This window comes from Aureimonas pseudogalii (genome assembly GCF_014196835.1).
GTDB lineage: Bacteria > Pseudomonadota > Alphaproteobacteria > Rhizobiales > Rhizobiaceae > Aureimonas > Aureimonas pseudogalii.
On sequence record NZ_JACIEK010000001.1, the window covers coordinates 970,459 to 986,286 of the forward strand.

The 15,828-nt window shown below is 70.1% G+C and carries 12 protein-coding genes; 3 read left to right on the forward strand and 9 right to left on the reverse strand.

What is annotated here, in order from left to right:
- Window positions 1-107 precede the first annotated feature (107 nt).
- Both GGR04_RS04465 and guaA read right to left on the reverse strand, forming a co-directional pair.
- Window positions 108-2,144: a methyl-accepting chemotaxis protein gene (locus tag GGR04_RS04465; RefSeq protein WP_246392666.1), complete on the reverse strand. Its 2,037-nt coding sequence runs from the start codon at window positions 2,142-2,144 to the stop codon at window positions 108-110.
- Window positions 2,145-2,544: 400 nt separating this feature from the next.
- Entirely contained in the window at window positions 2,545-4,101 is a 1,557-nt protein-coding gene (gene guaA / locus GGR04_RS04470) for a glutamine-hydrolyzing GMP synthase (RefSeq protein ID WP_183198244.1), read from the reverse strand.
- Window positions 4,102-4,273: 172 nt separating this feature from the next.
- On the opposite strand from guaA, the gene GGR04_RS04475 reads away from it, so the two are divergent.
- The gene (locus tag GGR04_RS04475) at window positions 4,274-5,641 is read left to right on the forward strand and encodes an esterase-like activity of phytase family protein (protein WP_183198246.1); all 1,368 of its coding nucleotides are present in this window, start codon (window positions 4,274-4,276) and stop codon (window positions 5,639-5,641) included.
- Window positions 5,642-5,656: 15 nt separating this feature from the next.
- Here the strand turns inward: GGR04_RS04475 and GGR04_RS04480 are convergent, their stop codons facing one another.
- The 4 genes from GGR04_RS04480 to katA all read right to left on the reverse strand — a co-directional run bounded on the left by GGR04_RS04480 (window position 5,657) and on the right by katA (window position 9,697).
- Complete coding sequence (locus GGR04_RS04480; protein ID WP_183198248.1) at window positions 5,657-6,295, reverse strand: 5'-methylthioadenosine/S-adenosylhomocysteine nucleosidase; 639 nt, start codon at window positions 6,293-6,295, stop codon at window positions 5,657-5,659.
- A complete protein-coding gene (locus tag GGR04_RS04485) occupies window positions 6,292-6,744 on the reverse strand; it encodes a TspO/MBR family protein (protein ID WP_183198250.1) in 453 nt (150 codons plus the stop codon). Before GGR04_RS04485 ends, GGR04_RS04480 begins: the two co-directional genes overlap by 4 nt.
- Window positions 6,741-8,033 (reverse strand): RsmB/NOP family class I SAM-dependent RNA methyltransferase, encoded by a 1,293-nt coding sequence (locus GGR04_RS04490; RefSeq protein WP_183198252.1) that lies wholly within the window; start codon window positions 8,031-8,033, stop codon window positions 6,741-6,743. Before GGR04_RS04490 ends, GGR04_RS04485 begins: the two co-directional genes overlap by 4 nt.
- A 161-nt stretch (window positions 8,034-8,194) precedes the next feature.
- Entirely contained in the window at window positions 8,195-9,697 is a 1,503-nt protein-coding gene (gene katA, locus GGR04_RS04495; RefSeq protein WP_183198254.1) for a catalase KatA, read from the reverse strand.
- 129 nt (window positions 9,698-9,826) lie between these two features.
- Here katA and GGR04_RS04500 point away from each other — a divergent pair, with 129 nt between their 5' ends.
- Together GGR04_RS04500 and GGR04_RS04505 are read left to right on the forward strand one after the other, a co-directional pair.
- Complete coding sequence (locus tag GGR04_RS04500) at window positions 9,827-10,738, forward strand: hydrogen peroxide-inducible genes activator (RefSeq protein ID WP_183198256.1); 912 nt, start codon at window positions 9,827-9,829, stop codon at window positions 10,736-10,738.
- 79 nt (window positions 10,739-10,817) lie between these two features.
- A complete protein-coding gene (locus tag GGR04_RS04505; RefSeq protein WP_183198258.1) occupies window positions 10,818-11,873 on the forward strand; it encodes a Gfo/Idh/MocA family oxidoreductase in 1,056 nt (351 codons plus the stop codon).
- Window positions 11,874-11,883: 10 nt separating this feature from the next.
- Here the strand turns inward: GGR04_RS04505 and GGR04_RS04510 are convergent, their stop codons facing one another.
- The 3 genes from GGR04_RS04510 to GGR04_RS04520 form a co-directional block, all read right to left on the reverse strand.
- Window positions 11,884-13,035: a Gfo/Idh/MocA family protein gene (locus GGR04_RS04510; RefSeq protein WP_183198260.1), complete on the reverse strand. Its 1,152-nt coding sequence runs from the start codon at window positions 13,033-13,035 to the stop codon at window positions 11,884-11,886.
- An 84-nt stretch (window positions 13,036-13,119) separates the two neighbouring features.
- Entirely contained in the window at window positions 13,120-14,625 is a 1,506-nt protein-coding gene (gene guaB, locus GGR04_RS04515) for an IMP dehydrogenase (RefSeq protein WP_183198262.1), read from the reverse strand.
- 121 nt (window positions 14,626-14,746) lie between these two features.
- Window positions 14,747-15,763, reverse strand: a complete 1,017-nt coding sequence (locus GGR04_RS04520) for an MBL fold metallo-hydrolase (protein ID WP_183198264.1) — start codon at window positions 15,761-15,763, stop codon at window positions 14,747-14,749.
- Between the last annotated feature and the right edge of the window lie 65 nt (window positions 15,764-15,828).

The window sequence follows — 15,828 nt, forward strand, 5'->3', positions numbered from 1 at the left end:
TCCCGGTCCGCTCGCCACGCATGCAAGGCCGCGGGGATCCGGGGGAGAGGTCGTGGGAGCGGAGGCCGAGCCTCGCCGCCCGGCGGCCTGGTTGAGACGTGAACGGCTCAGGCGCTCCGGCGCTCGAAATCGCTGTCGAGCGCCATGTCGAAGCCGGCGTCGATCGGGGCCTTGCGGGCGGCGGCCGCGGCCTTCGGCGCATGCGTGGCACCAAAGGCCTGAACCCTCGCCTGCAACACGTCGACGCTGTCCTGGCGCGACGGCGCCGAAGCGGACGCATCGCGCCGCACCTTGAAGAAGGCGACGCGCGTTTCCAGCCGTGCCGACTCGGCGGAGAGCTGGTCCGCAGTGGCCGACATGGCGGTGGCGGCGCCGGCGTTGGACTGCGTCACCTGGTCGAGCTGCTGGATCGCCTGGTTGATCTGGTCGATGCCCACCGACTGCTCGCGGCAAGCCGCCGAGATCTCGGAGACGAGCTCCGAGGTCCGCTCGATGTCGGGCACGAGCGCCGACAGCATCTGACCCGCCTCTTCCGATGCCGCAAGCGTCTCGCCCGACAGCGCGCCGATTTCCTGCGCCGCCTGCTGGGAGCGTTCGGCGAGCTTGCGCACCTCCGAGGCCACGACGGCGAAGCCCTTGCCGTGCGGTCCCGCCCGCGCCGCCTCGATCGCCGCGTTCAGCGCCAGAAGGTCGGTCTGGCGGGCGATCTCCTGCACCACCTGGATCTTCTCGGTGATGACGCGCATCGCCTCCACCGACTTGGCCACCGCGGCGCCCGACTTGCCGGCGTTGAGGCTCGCCTGCGCCGCGATCTTCTCGGTGGTGCCGGCGTTGTCGGCGTTCTGGCGCACGTTCGCGGTCATCTCCTCCACCGCGGCCGAGGCCTCTTCGGAGGCCGCAGCCTGCTCGGCCGAACCCGAGGAGAGCTGCGCGGCGGTGGCCGCCGACTGGCTCGAGCCCGCCGCCACCTGAACCGCCGAACTCGTGACGTCGCCGACGATTTCCGACAGCTTGACGCTCATCGCGTTCATCGAGCGCAGGAGGTCGGCGATCTCGTCGCTGCCCTTCGCCTCGACCCGCTGCGACACGTCGCCCGCCCCGATGTCGTCAGCGAGTTGCACCGCACGCTTCAGCCCGCGCCGGATGGAGAGCGCCATCCAGGTCGCCGCCGCCCCGCCGAGCAGCACGGCGGCCGCCACGAGAGAGAGCAGCGTGGTCGAGGTCTTCGCGTAGTCGTCGCGGGACGAGGACAGGAACAGCTGCACATCCTCGTTGACCGACCCGTTGAGATCGTCGAGCCGCTTGTCGATGGCGCGCGCCAGCGGCGTCAACTTGTCGTCCAGCAGGGCGGACGCCTTCACGGTCCAGTTCTCGACCCCCTCGTCGGCATTTTCGCGCATGAGGCCGAAGGCGTCGGTCCAGGCACTCGCGAGGTCGGCGGGCACGGCGGTGCCGGCGGCGGCGGCGATCGACGACAGGCTCGCACGCAGCTGGGCGTTCTCCCTGTCGAGTTCGGCGCTGTAGCGCGCGATCGCCGCATCCTCGGGCAGGACGATCGTTCCCATCATGTCGAGCTGTGCACGTAGCGTGGCAAGACGCGCGGCGTCGAAGGCACGGGTCACGGCTGCGTCGGCACGCGCTACGGTCGGCAGGGCGGCCTCGAACTGGTCGAGCTTCTCGGCGAAGGCGGCGCGCTTCTCTTCGGTGGCGACGAAGCTCGTCAGCGCCGCGCTGCCGTTGGCCTTGAGCCCGGCGGCGTAGGTTTCGTCGGAAAGCTTGCGCAGTTCCACGAGCGAGGGGCGAAGATCCTTGAAGGCAACCTGGGCCTCGTCGTCGAGGACGCCCATGACCGCATCCATGCCCCGGTCGATCTCGCCCCAGGACCGGTCGTAGATCGACCGAGCCTCGGCCATCGCAGCCTCGTCGTCGAGCGTGATCGACTGCATCACGCTGCGACGCATGTCCGATAGCGCGCCCTGCGCCATGCGCGAGTTGTCGACTTCCAGGAAGGGAACGGCATGGAAGCGGGCCAGCGTATCGTCGCCGCCGGCCACGCCGCGCACGCCGAGATAGCCGACGGCGCCGGTCATCGCAAGAATGGCGGCAAAGCTCGCACCGAGCTTCAGTGTCATCGTCGTCTTCATGCTATCCCCGCAAGTGTTCGGAGCGGCGGACGAGGCCGATCCATCACGGAGAAATGACATGCCCGACATAAGCAAATGTTAATCGCACACCAAATATTATTAATAAATTTCAGTTACGATACAATCATTCGATCCCATATTTTCCTGCCAAAACAAATAATTTTTTATCGCCCCTCTGCAACCCTCAAGCGCAGCGAAGCAACTCTTCGACAACGATCGCGAGCCGGCGGTCGTCACACCACGGGGGCGCCCATCATTCCTATCCAGCGGGGACGTGGTTCCCCAACTCCCTCGATCATGGTCGGGAGTGGTTGTGACGCGGCGCAACCTCGGGCTTTGGGCTATCCGTCCGAAACGCAGACCCGCGTCCTCGCGTCCGCCCCGGCCGTCCGAGATCCGCTCATTCCCACTCGATCGTACCAGGGGGCTTGGAGGTGACGTCGTAGACGACGCGGTTGATGCCCTTCACCTCGTTGATGATGCGCGTCGCCGTGTTGCCGAGGAAGGTCATGTCGAACGGGTAGAAGTCGGCGGTCATGCCGTCGACCGAGGTGACGGCGCGCAGCGCGCAGACGAACTCGTAGGTCCGCCCGTCGCCCATCACGCCCACCGTCTGCACCGGCAGGAGCACCGCGAAGGCCTGCCAGATCGTGTCGTAGAGCCCGGCCTTGCGGATCTCATCGAGATAGATCGCATCGGCCTGGCGCAGGATCTCGAGCTTGGCGCGGGTGATGCCGCCGGGGCAGCGGATGGCGAGGCCCGGACCCGGGAAGGGCTGGCGGCCGACGAACTGCTCGGGCAGGCCGAGCTCGCGCCCGAGCACGCGCACCTCGTCCTTGAACAGCTCGCGCAGCGGCTCCACGAGTTTCATGTTCATGCGCTCGGGCAGACCGCCGACATTGTGGTGCGACTTGATGGTGACGGACGGCCCGCCGGTGAAGGACACCGATTCGATGACGTCGGGATAGAGCGTGCCCTGCGCCAGGAAGTCGGCGCCGCCGAGCTTTTTCGCCTCGGCCTCGAAGGTCTCGATGAACAGGCGCCCGATCGTCTTGCGCTTCACCTCGGGGTCGAGTTCGCCCTCCAGCGCGTCGATGAAGAGATCCTGCGCCTCCACGTGCACGAGCGGGATGTTGTAGTGGTCGCGGAACATCGCCACGACCTCCTCGGCCTCGTTCATGCGCAAGAGGCCGTGATCGACGAAGATGCAGGTGAGCTGGTCGCCGATCGCCTCGTGGATCAGCACGGCCGCGACGGATGAATCGACGCCGCCCGACAGGCCGCAGATCACCCGGCCCGAACCCACCTTGGCGCGGATCTCCTCGATCGCCTGCTCCTTGAAGGCGGCCATCGTCCAGTCGCCGGCGAGACCCGCGATCTTGTGGACGAAGTTGGAGATGAGCTTGGCGCCGTCCGGCGTGTGCACCACCTCGGGATGGAACTGCACGCCGTAGAAGCGCCGGCCCTCGTCGGCGATGGCGGCGAACGGCGCGCCGGGCGAGGCGGCGACGATCTCGAAGCCCTTGGGCAGCGCGGTGACGCGGTCGCCATGGCTCATCCACACCTGATGGCGGGTGCCCTCGGCCCAGATGCCCTCGAAGAGCGGCGAGGGCTTCTGCACCTCGAGAAAGGCGCGGCCGAACTCGCGGTGGAGGCCACCCTCGATCTTGCCGCCGAGCTGCGCGCACATCGTCTGCTGGCCGTAGCAGATGCCGAGAACCGGCACCCCGGCCTCGAAGATCGCGTCGGGGGCGCGGGGGGAATCGACGTCGATCGTCGAGGCGGGCGAGCCCGACAGGATCACCGCCCGCGGCTTCAGCCGGCGAAAGCCCTCCTCGGCCGATTGGAAGGGCACGATCTCGGAATAGACGCCGGCCTCGCGCACGCGGCGCGCGATGAGCTGCGTCACCTGGGAGCCGAAGTCGACGATGAGGATGGTGTCGGGGTGCTGGGTCATGGCGGACTTCTAGATAAGGGCTCCCAAAAGGCAAGACCCTTGTCGCCGCCGCGCCGGGTGGCGGCGCCCGGTGAGCGCGATGCGCTTTGTCATCGCGCGGTCACCGCCCGGTCAATCGCCTGTCATCGACCATGGGTCTGGTGCGGCTCGAACTCGCGATCCGGAGCCCGCCATGAAGACGATTCTCGCCGCCGCCACCGCCCTCACCGCGCTCTGCGCCGGGCCTGCCTTGGCCGACGGCGACGCGGCCGAGGGCCGGCGCTTTCCCGCCGTGCTCACCGGACAGGCCGTGCTGCCGGCGCAGACGCTGGTGGATGCGCCGGCCGACGCGCCGGAGCACCTGCGCCATGCCGGCAAGTTCACGACGCCCGACCGCCACCGCACCGAGGCGCTCGGCACGGTGGCGGGCAAGGACGGCCTGCGCCCCACCGGCGCCGGCCTGCCGCTTGCGGGCCAGTCGGTGCAGGGCTTCTCCGGCATCAAGACCATGCCGGACGGCACGTTCTGGAGCCTGTCGGACAACGGCTTCGGCGCCAAGGCCAATTCGAGCGACGCGGCGCTGATGCTGCACCACGTCGCCATCGACTGGACGGCCGGCACGGTGGACCGCCGCGAGACCGTGTTTCTGCGCGATCCCGACAAGCGGGCGCCCTTCCCGATCGTGCTGGAGGGCACCGACACGCGCTATCTCACCGGTGCCGACTTCGACGTCGAATCGATCCAGCCGACCGCCGACGGCTTCCTCGTCGGCGAGGAGTTCGGTCCCTATCTCCTGAGCTTCGATAAGGCGGGCGTTCTGCGCTCGGCCACCGAGACGCGGATCGGGGACCGCGCCGTGCGCTCGCCCGACCATCCCGCCCTCGCGCTGCCGGCCGACCCCACCAAGCCGCTGCCCGAGTTCAACCTCAAGCGCTCCGGCGGCTTCGAGGGCCTCGCGCTCGCGAAGGACGGGGCGCATGCCTACGGGCTGATTGAGGGCCCACTCTTCGTCGACGGCAAGCCCGAGACGGTGGCGGACGGGCGCACGGCGCTGCGCATCGCCGAGTTCGACACCGCGAAGGGCGATTGGACCGGACGCTCCTGGCTCTATCCGCTGGCCGCGGGGGGCGCCGCCATCGGCGACTTCAACATGCTGGACGCCACCACGGCACTGGTCATCGAACGCGACAACGGCGCGGGCCGCGCCGCGCAAGGCTGCGCGGGCGATCCGAAGGCCGACTGCTTCGCCGCGCCGGCCAAGCTGAAGCGCATCGTGAAGATCGAGATGAACGAGGCCAATGTCGGCGGCGCCGTGCGCAAGATCGGGTACATCGACCTCATGGACATCGCCGACCCCAAGGGCGTCGCGCGCCAGGGCAGCGTGGAGGGCGTCTACGACATGCCCTTCGTGACGATCGAGAACGTCGACCGGATCGACGACACGCATATCGTCGTCGCCAACGACAACAACTTCCCCTATTCGGCCGGCCGCCAGATCGACAAGGCCGACGACACCGAGTTCGTCCGGCTCGAAGTCGGCGAGTTCCTCGCGGCGCAGTAAGGGAGTTGGGCAAAGTCAGGCGGCGCCGCTCTCCAGCGCCGCCGCCAGACGATCCACGGCGTCGGCGAGGCCGGCGTCGACCACCGGCAGGAGATGCGTCCAGTCCTCGTAGCGGCGCAGTTCCGCCGCGCCGTCGGAGATGCCGCGCAGCGCCAAGATCGGCACCGCGAAGCGCTGGCCGGCGCGCCAGACTGCGAAGGTCTCCATGTCCACCATGTCGGCGTCGATCGCATCATAGGCGGCACCCGTGACGACCGCCGCGCCCGTCGAGAGCCGGGCGGTCGGCAGGCCCGCGATCGGCGTCGCCAGCGGCACGGCGACGGGATGGTCGATCAGCGGCGTCACGCCCTTCGCGAAGCCGAGCGGCGAGGCGTCGATGTCGCGCCAGGAAACGGACGAGGCCTGATAGATGCGGCCCTGTTCGAGCGTGCGTGAGCCCGCCGAGCCCAGCGAGACCAGAAGGTCGGGCCGCGCACCCGCTGCCTCGCAGGCCGCCAGCGCCCACGTCGTCTCCACCGCCGCCTCGATCGGCCCGATGCCGATGAAGAGCGGGCGGATGCGCGCCTGCAGCGCCGCACCGTATTCGGCGGGCGCGGCCATCGCGAAGAGGACGCGGCGTCCGCCGATCGTCTCGAGCGCGGGCGCGGCACTCATCCGTTCAGCCGCCAGATCGCGCCGTTGAGGAGCGCGGCGTAGGAGACCCAGACGGCGTAGGGCAGGAAACACCAGAACGCCCCGCGCTCGGCGATCGCCGTGCGCGTGAGAAAGACGAGGATCGCCACCAAGAGACCGAGGATCACGACGAGCGCCGGCAGCGTCGCGTGAGCGGTGAAGAAGAGCGGCGACCACAGGAAGTTCAGCGCCATCTGCACGCCCCAGGCCGTCAGCGCCCGGCGGTTGCCGGCCCGCCAGACGAGCCAGCCGGCGACCGCAATGAGCACGTAGAGGATCGTCCAGGCCGGCGCGAAGACCCAGTCGGGCGGGTTGAACCAGGGCTTGGCCAGCCCGCGATACCAGTCGTCCGGCGTGTTGCGCGCTCCGATGAGGAGGCCGCCGCCGAGCGAGATCGCCAAGAAGACGGCGAGGGAGATCCAGCGCCTCACGCGCTTCGCTCCAGCATCGCGAAGAAGAAGCCGTCGGTGTTCGAGCGCGCCGGCGTCAGCGTCAGCACGGCGCCGTCGCCGATGCGCTCCGTGTGATAGGCAGGCTCGATGCCCGGCAGCGCCTCGCGCCAGATCGCCTCGCCGTCGGCGAGTCGCCAGCCGGCATTCGCCGCCAGAAAGGCCTCGACGCGCGCGGCGTTCTCCTCGCGCAGCACCGAGCAGGTGACGTAGGCGAGCCGCCCGCCGGGGCGCACGAAGGGCGCGGCGCTCGCCAGCACCTTGTCCTGCTCGGCGGTGCGCCGGGCAAGCTGCGCCTCGGTGAGCCGCCACTTGGCGTCGGGCCGGCGGCGCCAGGTGCCGGCGCCCGTGCAGGGCGCGTCGACGAGCACGAGGTCGATCGCGCCGTGAAGGGGCGAGAGATCGTCGCGCGGGGCGTGGACGGTGACGCTCGATGCGCCGGCCCGCGCCAGACGGTCCCAGATCGGGGCGAGGCGCTGCCGGTCGGCGTCGAAGGCCTGGATCTCGGCCGCGTTGCCGGTGACGGCCGCGAGCGCCAGCGTCTTGCCGCCGGCCCCCGCGCAATAATCGAGGACGCGCTCGCCCGCCTTGGCCCCGGCGAGAAGCGCCGCGATCTGCGAGCCCTCGTCCTGGATCTCGAACGTGCCGATCTGGAAGCCGCGCTCGACCTGCACGTTGGGATGGCGTCCGTCGCCGACGATCGGGGCGATGCGAAGGCCCCAGGGCGAAAGCGGGGTCGGCAAGGCGCCGAAGGGCGCGAGCTCGGCCAGCACCTCGTCCCGCGTCGCCTTGAGAAGATTGGCACGAAGGTCCAGCGGCGGGCGGGCCGAAAGGGCGCGGGCCTCGGCCACCCAATCGCCCCCGAGCGAAGCGGCGAAGGGTTCGGCCAGCCAGTCCGGCAGGTCGGCCGCGGCGGCGCCCTCGCCGGCATCCTGGGTCGCGGAGAAGGCGTCGAGGCGCTCGCTCAGTGGCAGCGGCGGGGCGAAGCGGTCGCCCTCGATCGCCAGCGCGAGGGCGGCGGGCGCCGTGCCGGCGTCGATCACCGCGCCGTAGACGAGCGCGGCGGCGCCCTCCTCGCCCATGCGAAGGGCGAGCGAGCGCCGGCGCCGCAGCACGTCGTAGACGAGATTGCCGATCGCCGAGCGGTCGCCCGATCCCGCGAAGCGGTGCGACAGGCCCCAGTCCTTCAAGGCGTCGGCCACCGGGCGGCGGCGCGCCGCCATGTCGTCCAAGATTTCGACCGCCGCAGCGATCCGTCCGCCGAGGCGCATGGGTTCGTCCGTCTTCCCGTTCCGGTTCGCCAGCTTGGTAAGTCGCCCTGCCCCGCCGGACAAGGGCCGTGGGGCGAAGGCGAGACGGGATGCGAAATAGAAAAGGGCCGGCGCGTCGCCGCGCCGGCCTTTCCACTCGTCTCACACGTGAAGGCCGAGCCTTACTCGGCGGCCTGCTGCGGGGTCTCCGGCGTCACCGAGATCGCGGGCTCGCGGCCCTCGTGAAGCTGGCGCGCCCGGCGCACGCCCGCGCCGTAATCGGCGTGGACCTTGTCGAAATGCGCGAGCTGGCGATCGGCGATCTCCTCGGGAATGCCGGACATCGCCGCTGCGATGTTGGCGAAGAGGCGCTTCTTCTCGCCCTCGTCGAAGAGGTTGAAGAGGTCGCGCACCTGCCCGTAGTCGTCGTTGCCGATCCGGTGGTTGTAGCGGTCGGCATCGCCGTGGATGCGCAGCGGCGGTTCCTTGGCAGAGGGCTGCTCCACCGGACCGTTGAACGAGTTGGGCTCGTAGTAGACGTCCGGGTTGCCGGTGCGGATGCCGCCATACGTGTTCATCTGCCCGTCGCGGTGGTAGTGGTGCACCTCGTTCTTCGGGCGGTTGACCGGGATGTTCTCATAATGCGTGCCCAGCCGGTGGCGGTGGGCGTCGGCATAGGAGAAGACGCGCGCCTGCAGCATCTTGTCGGGCGAGTAGCCGATGCCCGGCACGATGTTGGACGGCGAGAACGCGACGTTCTCGATCTCGGCGAAGTAGTTCTCGGGATTGCGGTTCAGCTCGAGCACGCCGACGTCGATCGGCGGATACTCCGAATGCGGCCAGACCTTGGTGAGATCGAACGGATTGTAGGAGGTCTTCTCCGCGTCCATCTCCGGCATGATCTGGACCTGCATCGTCCAGCGCGGGAAGCGACCCTCGTCAATCGCACCGTAGAGGGCTTCCTGGTAGCTCTCGCGCGTCTTCCCGATGACCTGGTCGGCCTCCTCGTTCGTGTGGAACTTGTGGCCCTGCTGGGTCTTGAAGTGGAACTTCACCCAGTAGCGCTCGCCCGCGTCGTTCCAGAGCGAGAACGTGTGCGAGCCGTAGCCGTTCATGTGCATCGGCGAGATCGGCAAGCCGCGATCCGACATCAGGATCGTCACCTGATGCAGCGATTCGGGCGAGAGCGACCAGAAGTCCCACATGGCGGTGGGCGAGCGCATGTTGGTCTTGGGGTGGCGCTTCTGGGTGTGGATGAAATCCGGGAACTTGTAGGCGTCGCGCACGAAGAACACGGGCGTGTTGTTGCCGACGAGATCCCAGTTGCCCTCGTCCGTGTAGAACTTGAGCGAGAAGCCGCGCACGTCGCGCTCGGCGTCGGCCGCGCCCGATTCGCCGGCCACAGTCGAGAAGCGCGCGATCATCGGCGTCTCGGCGCCGGGCTGCAGCGCCTTGGCCTTGGTGTACTTGGAAATGTCGCCGGTGATCTTCAGCGTGCCGAGCGCGCCCCAGCCCTTGGCGTGAACGACGCGCTCGGGAATGCGCTCGCGATTCTGATGGGCCAGCTTCTCGATCAGCTGGTAGTCCTGCAGCAGCAGCGGGCCGCGCTCACCGGCCGTCCAGGAGTTCTGGTTGTCCGGCACCGGCGCGCCGGCGGTGGTGGTCAGGATCTTGCTGTCGGTCATCTGTGTCTCCGTTCGGATCGTCCGGCATATGGGCCGTGATCTGGAATTCTTCCAGACGACCATGACGGTCTTTTGGCGATAACCGCAAATCGCATTTTCAAGGGATGCCGATCGGTTTAACCTATCGCTATGTTCAGCCTTCGCCAGTTCCGAGCCTTCGAAGCCGTCGCCGCCACGGGCCATTTCGGTGCCGCGGCCCGCCTCCTCCATGTCAGCCAGCCCGCCCTCTCGGCGCAGGTGGCGGCAATGGAGGAGACGTTCGGCGGCCCTCTGCTGGAGCGCCGGCCGGGCGGCGCCGTGCTGACGCGCGACGGCGAGGAGGTGCTCGCGCGCGTGCGGCACATCCTCGCCGAGGTGCGTGACCTCGAAACGCTCGGGCGCGCCTGCGGCGAGGTGCTGACGGGGCGGCTTCGCATCGGGTTGATCGCCACCGTCGCGCCCTACCTGCTGCCGACGCTCCTGCCGGCGCTCGCCCGCGCCCATCCCGGGCTCGACTGCGAGATCCGCGAGAGCGTCACCGACACGCTGGCGCGCGACGTCGCGGCCGGCGATCTCGACTGCGTGGTGCTGGCGCTGCCCTTCGCGGAGCCGGGCCTCCAGACGATCGAGCTCTTCGAGGACCGCTTCCACCTCGCCATTCCCGAGGCCGAGCGCGAACGGTTCCAGGGCGCGGTGAGCGTCGGCGCTCTTGCAAGCGAGCGGCTGATCCTTCTGGAAGAAGGCCACTGCCTGCGCGACCAGGCGCTGAAGATCTGCGGCCTGGTGGAGGCGCGCGCGCTCGCCAGCCTCGGCGCCACCAGCCTCGCCACGATCCTGCGCATGGTGGCGGGCGGTCTCGGCGCGACGCTCATCCCCGAGATGGCGGTGGAGGCGGAAAGCCGCGGCGGCGGCATCCGCGTGCTGCCCTTCCAGGCGCCCTCGCCCTCGCGCACCCTGGCGCTCGCCTTCCGCGGCTCGGTGGCGCGCCGGCGCGACTTCGAGGCGCTGGCGGATCTCATCCGCGCGCTGCCGCGCGGGGCGGGACCGGCGGCTGCGGCCTAGCGGCGCCGTTCTTCAGCCTTTGCCAACGGGTGCTGCGGCATGGTCGCGGCCCCGCATCCGTCCTCCCGAGGAGAGCCCCATGCCGTCCGCCTCTCTGCTCCGCTGGGCGATCCTCGGCACCGGCGCCATCGCGGCGCGCTTCGCCGCCGACATGCGCCATTCCCGCAGCGGCATCGTCCAGGCCGTCGCCTCGCGCACGCCCGAGCGCGCCCGCGCCTTCGCCGCGCGTCTTGGGCCGGGCGTCCTCGCCGGCACGCCGGACGCCATCCTCGCGCGCGCCGACGTCGACGCCGTCTACGTCGCGACGCCGAACGCGGCGCATCTCGCCGGGGCGCTGATGGCGCTCGAAGCCGGCAAGCCGGTGCTGGTGGAGAAGCCCTTCGCCGCGGGCGCGAGCGAGGCCCGCACGCTGGCAGACGCCGCCCGCAGCGCCAGCCTGCTGGCGATGGAGGCGATGTGGATGCGCTTCACGCCCGGCATCGTGCGCCTCAAGCGCCTCGCCGACGAGGGCGCGCTCGGGCGCCTCGCTCGGCTCGACGCCGCGCTCTCCTTCGCCCATGCGATCGCGCCCGGCTCGCCGCTCGCCGACCCCGCGGGAGGCGGCGCGCTGCTCGATCTCGGCGTCTACCCGGTGTCGCTGGCGCTGCATCTCCTCGGCCCCGCCGAGACGGTCTCCGCGCAGGTGCGGCGCTCCGCGGACGGCGCGATCGTCTCGGCTGGGCTGGTGACCCGGCACGGCGATGCGCTCGGCATCCTCGCCTGCGGCTTCGACGCGGAAGGGCTGAACGAGGCGAGCCTCGCGGGCACGAAGGGCATCGCGCGCGCCCACCGCTCGATGCTCTGCCCGCCGATGATATCGGTGCGCCGCACCGGCACGGCCGCGCCGCTATCGAGGGAAGCCGACTTGATATCGATCCCCCCGCGCCCACGGATCGCGGTGCTGCCGGCTCTCCGCGCGCTCGCCTCCGAGGCCAAGCTGCGGCGTCATCCCACGCTCTTTGCAGGGTCCGGGCTGCACTATCAGGCCGACCATTTCGCCGAATGCCTGGCGCGCGGCCTGACGGAAAGCCCGGTGATGCCGCTCGCGCAGTCGATCGCCGTGCTCGACCTCATCGAAGCGGCCGCACGCGCCTGATCGCGACGCCTCAGGCCACCGGCTCGAAGCTCGTGGTCGGCCGGTAGGGCATGGGGTAGCGGTCGGCGTTCTGCGCCACGAGCGCGAGTTCGGTGACATGCGCGGCGAAGGCGCCGCCGAACGGATGCGGCCGTCCCGCCGCGATCGAGCGCGCGAGATCGGCCGGCCCGCGCGCGAAATCCATGCGCGAGGAGGTCGCGGGCACCCGCGCCGTGGAGGGCGCGAGTTCGACCCGCCGGCCGAACCAATGGCGCAGCGGGCGGCGCGCCGACAGCCGGGCGAGGAGCTTGCCAAGGATCGCGGGGCGGGACGGCCAGCCGCCGAGGACGTCGCGCCGGTAGACCGGCGAGCGGTAGTCCCAGCCGTCGCTGACCGACAGGATGCCCTTCGTGCCCACGAGATGCAGCGAGCGATCGACCGGCGCGGCGAGGCCGCAGGTCAGCCGCGCCACCGCGCCGGAGCGGAAGGTGAGGCAGGCGACGGAGAAATCGTTGGCGAGTTCGTCGGGCCGCTGCCCCGTGCCCTTGTCGTCGAAGCAGCGCGCCGCGAATGCGGTCATCGACACGGCTGGGCCGAAAAAGGCGCAGAGCCAGGTGAGATAGTAGCCGGCATGCTCCAGCGTCGCGCCGATGGCGAATTCGTGCGCGCCGGGCCAGGGCGCGCCCGACGGGCTGCGCCACGCCGCGTGGTCTTTCCGAAAGACCATCGAGTCTTCCATCTCGGCATAGGCGAGGCGCACCTCGCCGAGCGTGCCCTGGCGGATCGCCGCGCCAGCGGCCGCTGCGGCCTCGCCGAGATAGGAGCAGGGCGCGCCGGCGATCTCCAGCCCGCGCGCCTCGGCGAGCGCCACCAGTTCGCAGGCGTCCTCGACGCGCATCGCCAGCGGCTTTTCCGAGTAGACATGCCGGCCCGCCTCGAGCGCGGCCTTCGACACCGGGTAGTGGCTCTCGGGATCGGTGAGGTTCAGCACCATCTCGACCGAGGGCTCGGCGAGAAGGGCTTCGAGGCTGGCGAAGGCGTGCGCGCCGAAATGCCGGCAGAAGCGAGCCAGCGCCACCGGGTCCCGGTCGAAGACGCCCACCAGCTCCAGCGCGGGATGGTTGGCGAGCGTCAGCATGTAATAGTCGGCGACGAAGCCGCAGCCGACGATGGCGATCTTCATGGGGCACCCGCAACGCTCGATCCGAACGGGCGAGGATAGCAAGCGTCCCTTGACGAAACGCCTACGGGCGAACGTCCGCCGGGCTCAGAGCCCGGCGCCGGGATAGTTCGGGCTCTCGCGGGTGATCGTCACGTCGTGGGCGTGGCTCTCGCGAAGGCCGGCATTCGAGATGCGCACGAAGGTGGCGCGCTCGCGGAAGTCCTGGAGAGTCGCGGCGCCCGTGTAGCCCATGGCGGCGCGAAGCCCCCCCGTCAGCTGATGCAGCACGGCCGAGACCGCGCCCTTGTAGGCCACCTGCCCCTCGATGCCCTCGGGCACCAGCTTCAGCGTGTCGCGCACCTCGGCCTGGAAGTAGCGGTCGGCCGAGCCGCGCGCCATCGCGCCCACCGAGCCCATGCCGCGATAGGCCTTGAAGGAGCGTCCCTGGTGCAGATAGACCTCGCCCGGGCTCTCCTCGGTGCCCGCGAGCAGCGAGCCGACCATCGCGGCCGAGGCGCCGGCCGCCAGCGCCTTGGCGAGATCGCCCGAGAACTTGATGCCGCCGTCGGCGATGATCGGCACGCCCGCCTTGTCGGCCACGGCCACCGCATCCATGATGGCCGAGAGCTGCGGCACGCCGACGCCCGCCACGATGCGCGTGGTGCAGATCGAGCCCGGCCCGATGCCGACCTTGATGCCGTCGGCGCCGGCGTCGATGAGCGCCTGCGTGCCGCTCGGCGTCGCGACGTTGCCGGCGATCACCTGCACCTCGTTCGACATGCGCTTCACCCGCGCCACCGCGTCGAGCACGCGCTGCGAATGGCCGTGCGCGGTGTCGACCACGATGAGGTCGATGCCGGCGTCGATCAGCCGCTCGGCCCGTTCGAACCCGTCGTCGCCGACGCTGGTCGCGGCGGCCGCGAGCAGGCGCCCCTGCGCGTCCTTCGCCGCGAAGGGGTTGAGCTGCGACTTCTCCATGTCCTTCACGGTGATGAGCCCGACGCAGTGGCGGGCCTCGTTCACCACGAGCAGCTTCTCGATGCGGTTGGTGTGGAGCAGCCGCTTGGCCTCGCCCTGATCCACCGTATCGCGCACGGTGACGAGGTTCTCGTGCGTCATCAGTTCGGCGATGCGCTGGCTGTCGTCGGAGGCGAAGCGCACGTCGCGGTTGGTGAGGATGCCGACGAGCTTGCCGCGCGTCTGGCCGCCGCGCCCGCCGTTCTCCACCACGGGAATGCCGGAGATGCGGTGCTGGCTCATCAGCGCGCGGGCGTCGCCGAGCGTCGCGTCCGGCCCGATGGTGACGGGATTCACCACCATGCCGCTCTCGAACTTCTTGACCTGCCGCACCTCCTCGGCCTGCTCGATCGGGGTGAGGTTGCGATGGATCACGCCGATGCCGCCGGCCTGCGCCATGGCGATGGCGAGGCGCGATTCCGTCACCGTGTCCATGGCGGCGGAGAGGATGGGAATGTTGAGGCGCAGCGTGCGGGTGATGCGGGTGCGCACGTCCACCTGCCCCGGCATCACCTCGGAATGGCCGGGCTGCAGCAGCACGTCGTCGAAGGTGAGCGCGAGCGTGCCGGTTGCCGTCTCGATGATGCGGGCCATCGCCAGTCCTCGAAATGATTGCAGGCGCCTTGGGGGCGCCCGCGATTAGGATTGGCAAGGGCTGGTAGCACGGAGCCCCCGGATTGGGAAGCACCGCAGCAAACCGGGCAAACGGGGCGGATCAGCCCTCAATGATGCTCTGGTAGGTGTCGGGCACGAAACGGAACGCCTCGCCGTCGCGTATCACGGTGCCGATCGCGGGGAACGGCAGGTGGTAGCCGGCGACCATCGTTCCATCACCGGCCAACATTGCCGCGAGGCGCCGGCGCGTCGCGGCGGCCGCCGGCTTGTCCTGGTCGAAGCGCACCTGCCAGTCCGGCTTCTGGAAGGAGACGACGAACTGGCTGAACGTGTCGGCGCTCAGCAGCAGGCGCTTGCCGCCCGACGCGATCTCGAAGGCGAGCATGCCCGGCGTGTGGCCGAAGGCGGCGCGCGCCGTCATGCCCGGCACCACCTCGTCGCCGTCACCGATCAGCGTGGTCTTGTCGCGCAGCGGCACCACCAGCGTCTCCACTGCCTTGGCGTTCTCGGCGCGCGGGCCGTTCTTCGCCTCGTCGGAGGTCCAGAAGTCCATCTCCGCCTGCCCCGCCACGTAGCGCGCGTTCGGGAAGGCCGGGGCGCCCGCCTCCATGAGACCGTTGATGTGGTCGCCGTGGAAATGCGTGAGCACGACGATGCCGACATCCTCCGGCGCGATGCCGGCGGCGGTCATGCGCGCGCGCAGGAGGCCCATGCCGTTGGCGCGCCCGCCCTCGCCCATGCCGGTGTCGACGAGGATCGTCTCGCCGCCGAGCTGGACGATCATCGGGTTGAAGAAATTGACGAAGCGCCCGGCCGGCAGGCCGTTCGCCTGCATCAGCGCGCCCACCGCCTCCTGCGACTGGTCCTCGCCGAAGGTCGGGAACGGCCCCTCGCCCGGCCGGATGCCGTCGAGCACCACGGTGATCACGGCGTCGCCGACGGCGAAGCGGCGCCAGCCCGGCGCCAGCGGATGGGTGTCGGCGGCGGTCATCGGGGTCGCATCCTGGGATGGGGTGGGGGTCTGAGCGAGCGCGCCGCCCGCTCCGGCGACGGCGGAGACGCCGCCGGCGGCCAGAAGCAGCGCGTTGCGACGGTTGATGCCTTCGGTGGACGACATGGTCGATCTCTCCTGCCTCGGGAAACGGGTGTCCTGGCGGGACCAATTCGCGCCATGGCCCCGTG

Excerpts from the sequence above, each read along its gene's own strand:
- GGR04_RS04505 (WP_183198258.1), top strand. The coding sequence starts at position 10,818 with ATGCCGTCCGCCTCTCTGCTCCGCTGGGCGATCCTCGGCACCGGCGCC.
- GGR04_RS04510 (WP_183198260.1), bottom strand. The coding sequence starts at position 13,035 with ATGAAGATCGCCATCGTCGGCTGCGGCTTCGTCGCCGACTATTACATG.
- GGR04_RS04475 (WP_183198246.1), top strand. The coding sequence starts at position 4,274 with ATGAAGACGATTCTCGCCGCCGCCACCGCCCTCACCGCGCTCTGCGCC.
- GGR04_RS04490 (WP_183198252.1), bottom strand. The coding sequence starts at position 8,033 with ATGCGCCTCGGCGGACGGATCGCTGCGGCGGTCGAAATCTTGGACGAC.
- katA (WP_183198254.1), bottom strand. The coding sequence starts at position 9,697 with ATGACCGACAGCAAGATCCTGACCACCACCGCCGGCGCGCCGGTGCCG.
- guaB (WP_183198262.1), bottom strand. The coding sequence starts at position 14,625 with ATGGCCCGCATCATCGAGACGGCAACCGGCACGCTCGCGCTCACCTTC.
- GGR04_RS04465 (WP_246392666.1), bottom strand. The coding sequence starts at position 2,144 with ATGAAGACGACGATGACACTGAAGCTCGGTGCGAGCTTTGCCGCCATT.
- GGR04_RS04480 (WP_183198248.1), bottom strand. The coding sequence starts at position 6,295 with ATGAGTGCCGCGCCCGCGCTCGAGACGATCGGCGGACGCCGCGTCCTC.
- GGR04_RS04500 (WP_183198256.1), top strand. The coding sequence starts at position 9,827 with ATGTTCAGCCTTCGCCAGTTCCGAGCCTTCGAAGCCGTCGCCGCCACG.
- guaA (WP_183198244.1), bottom strand. The coding sequence starts at position 4,101 with ATGACCCAGCACCCCGACACCATCCTCATCGTCGACTTCGGCTCCCAG.
- GGR04_RS04520 (WP_183198264.1), bottom strand. The coding sequence starts at position 15,763 with ATGTCGTCCACCGAAGGCATCAACCGTCGCAACGCGCTGCTTCTGGCC.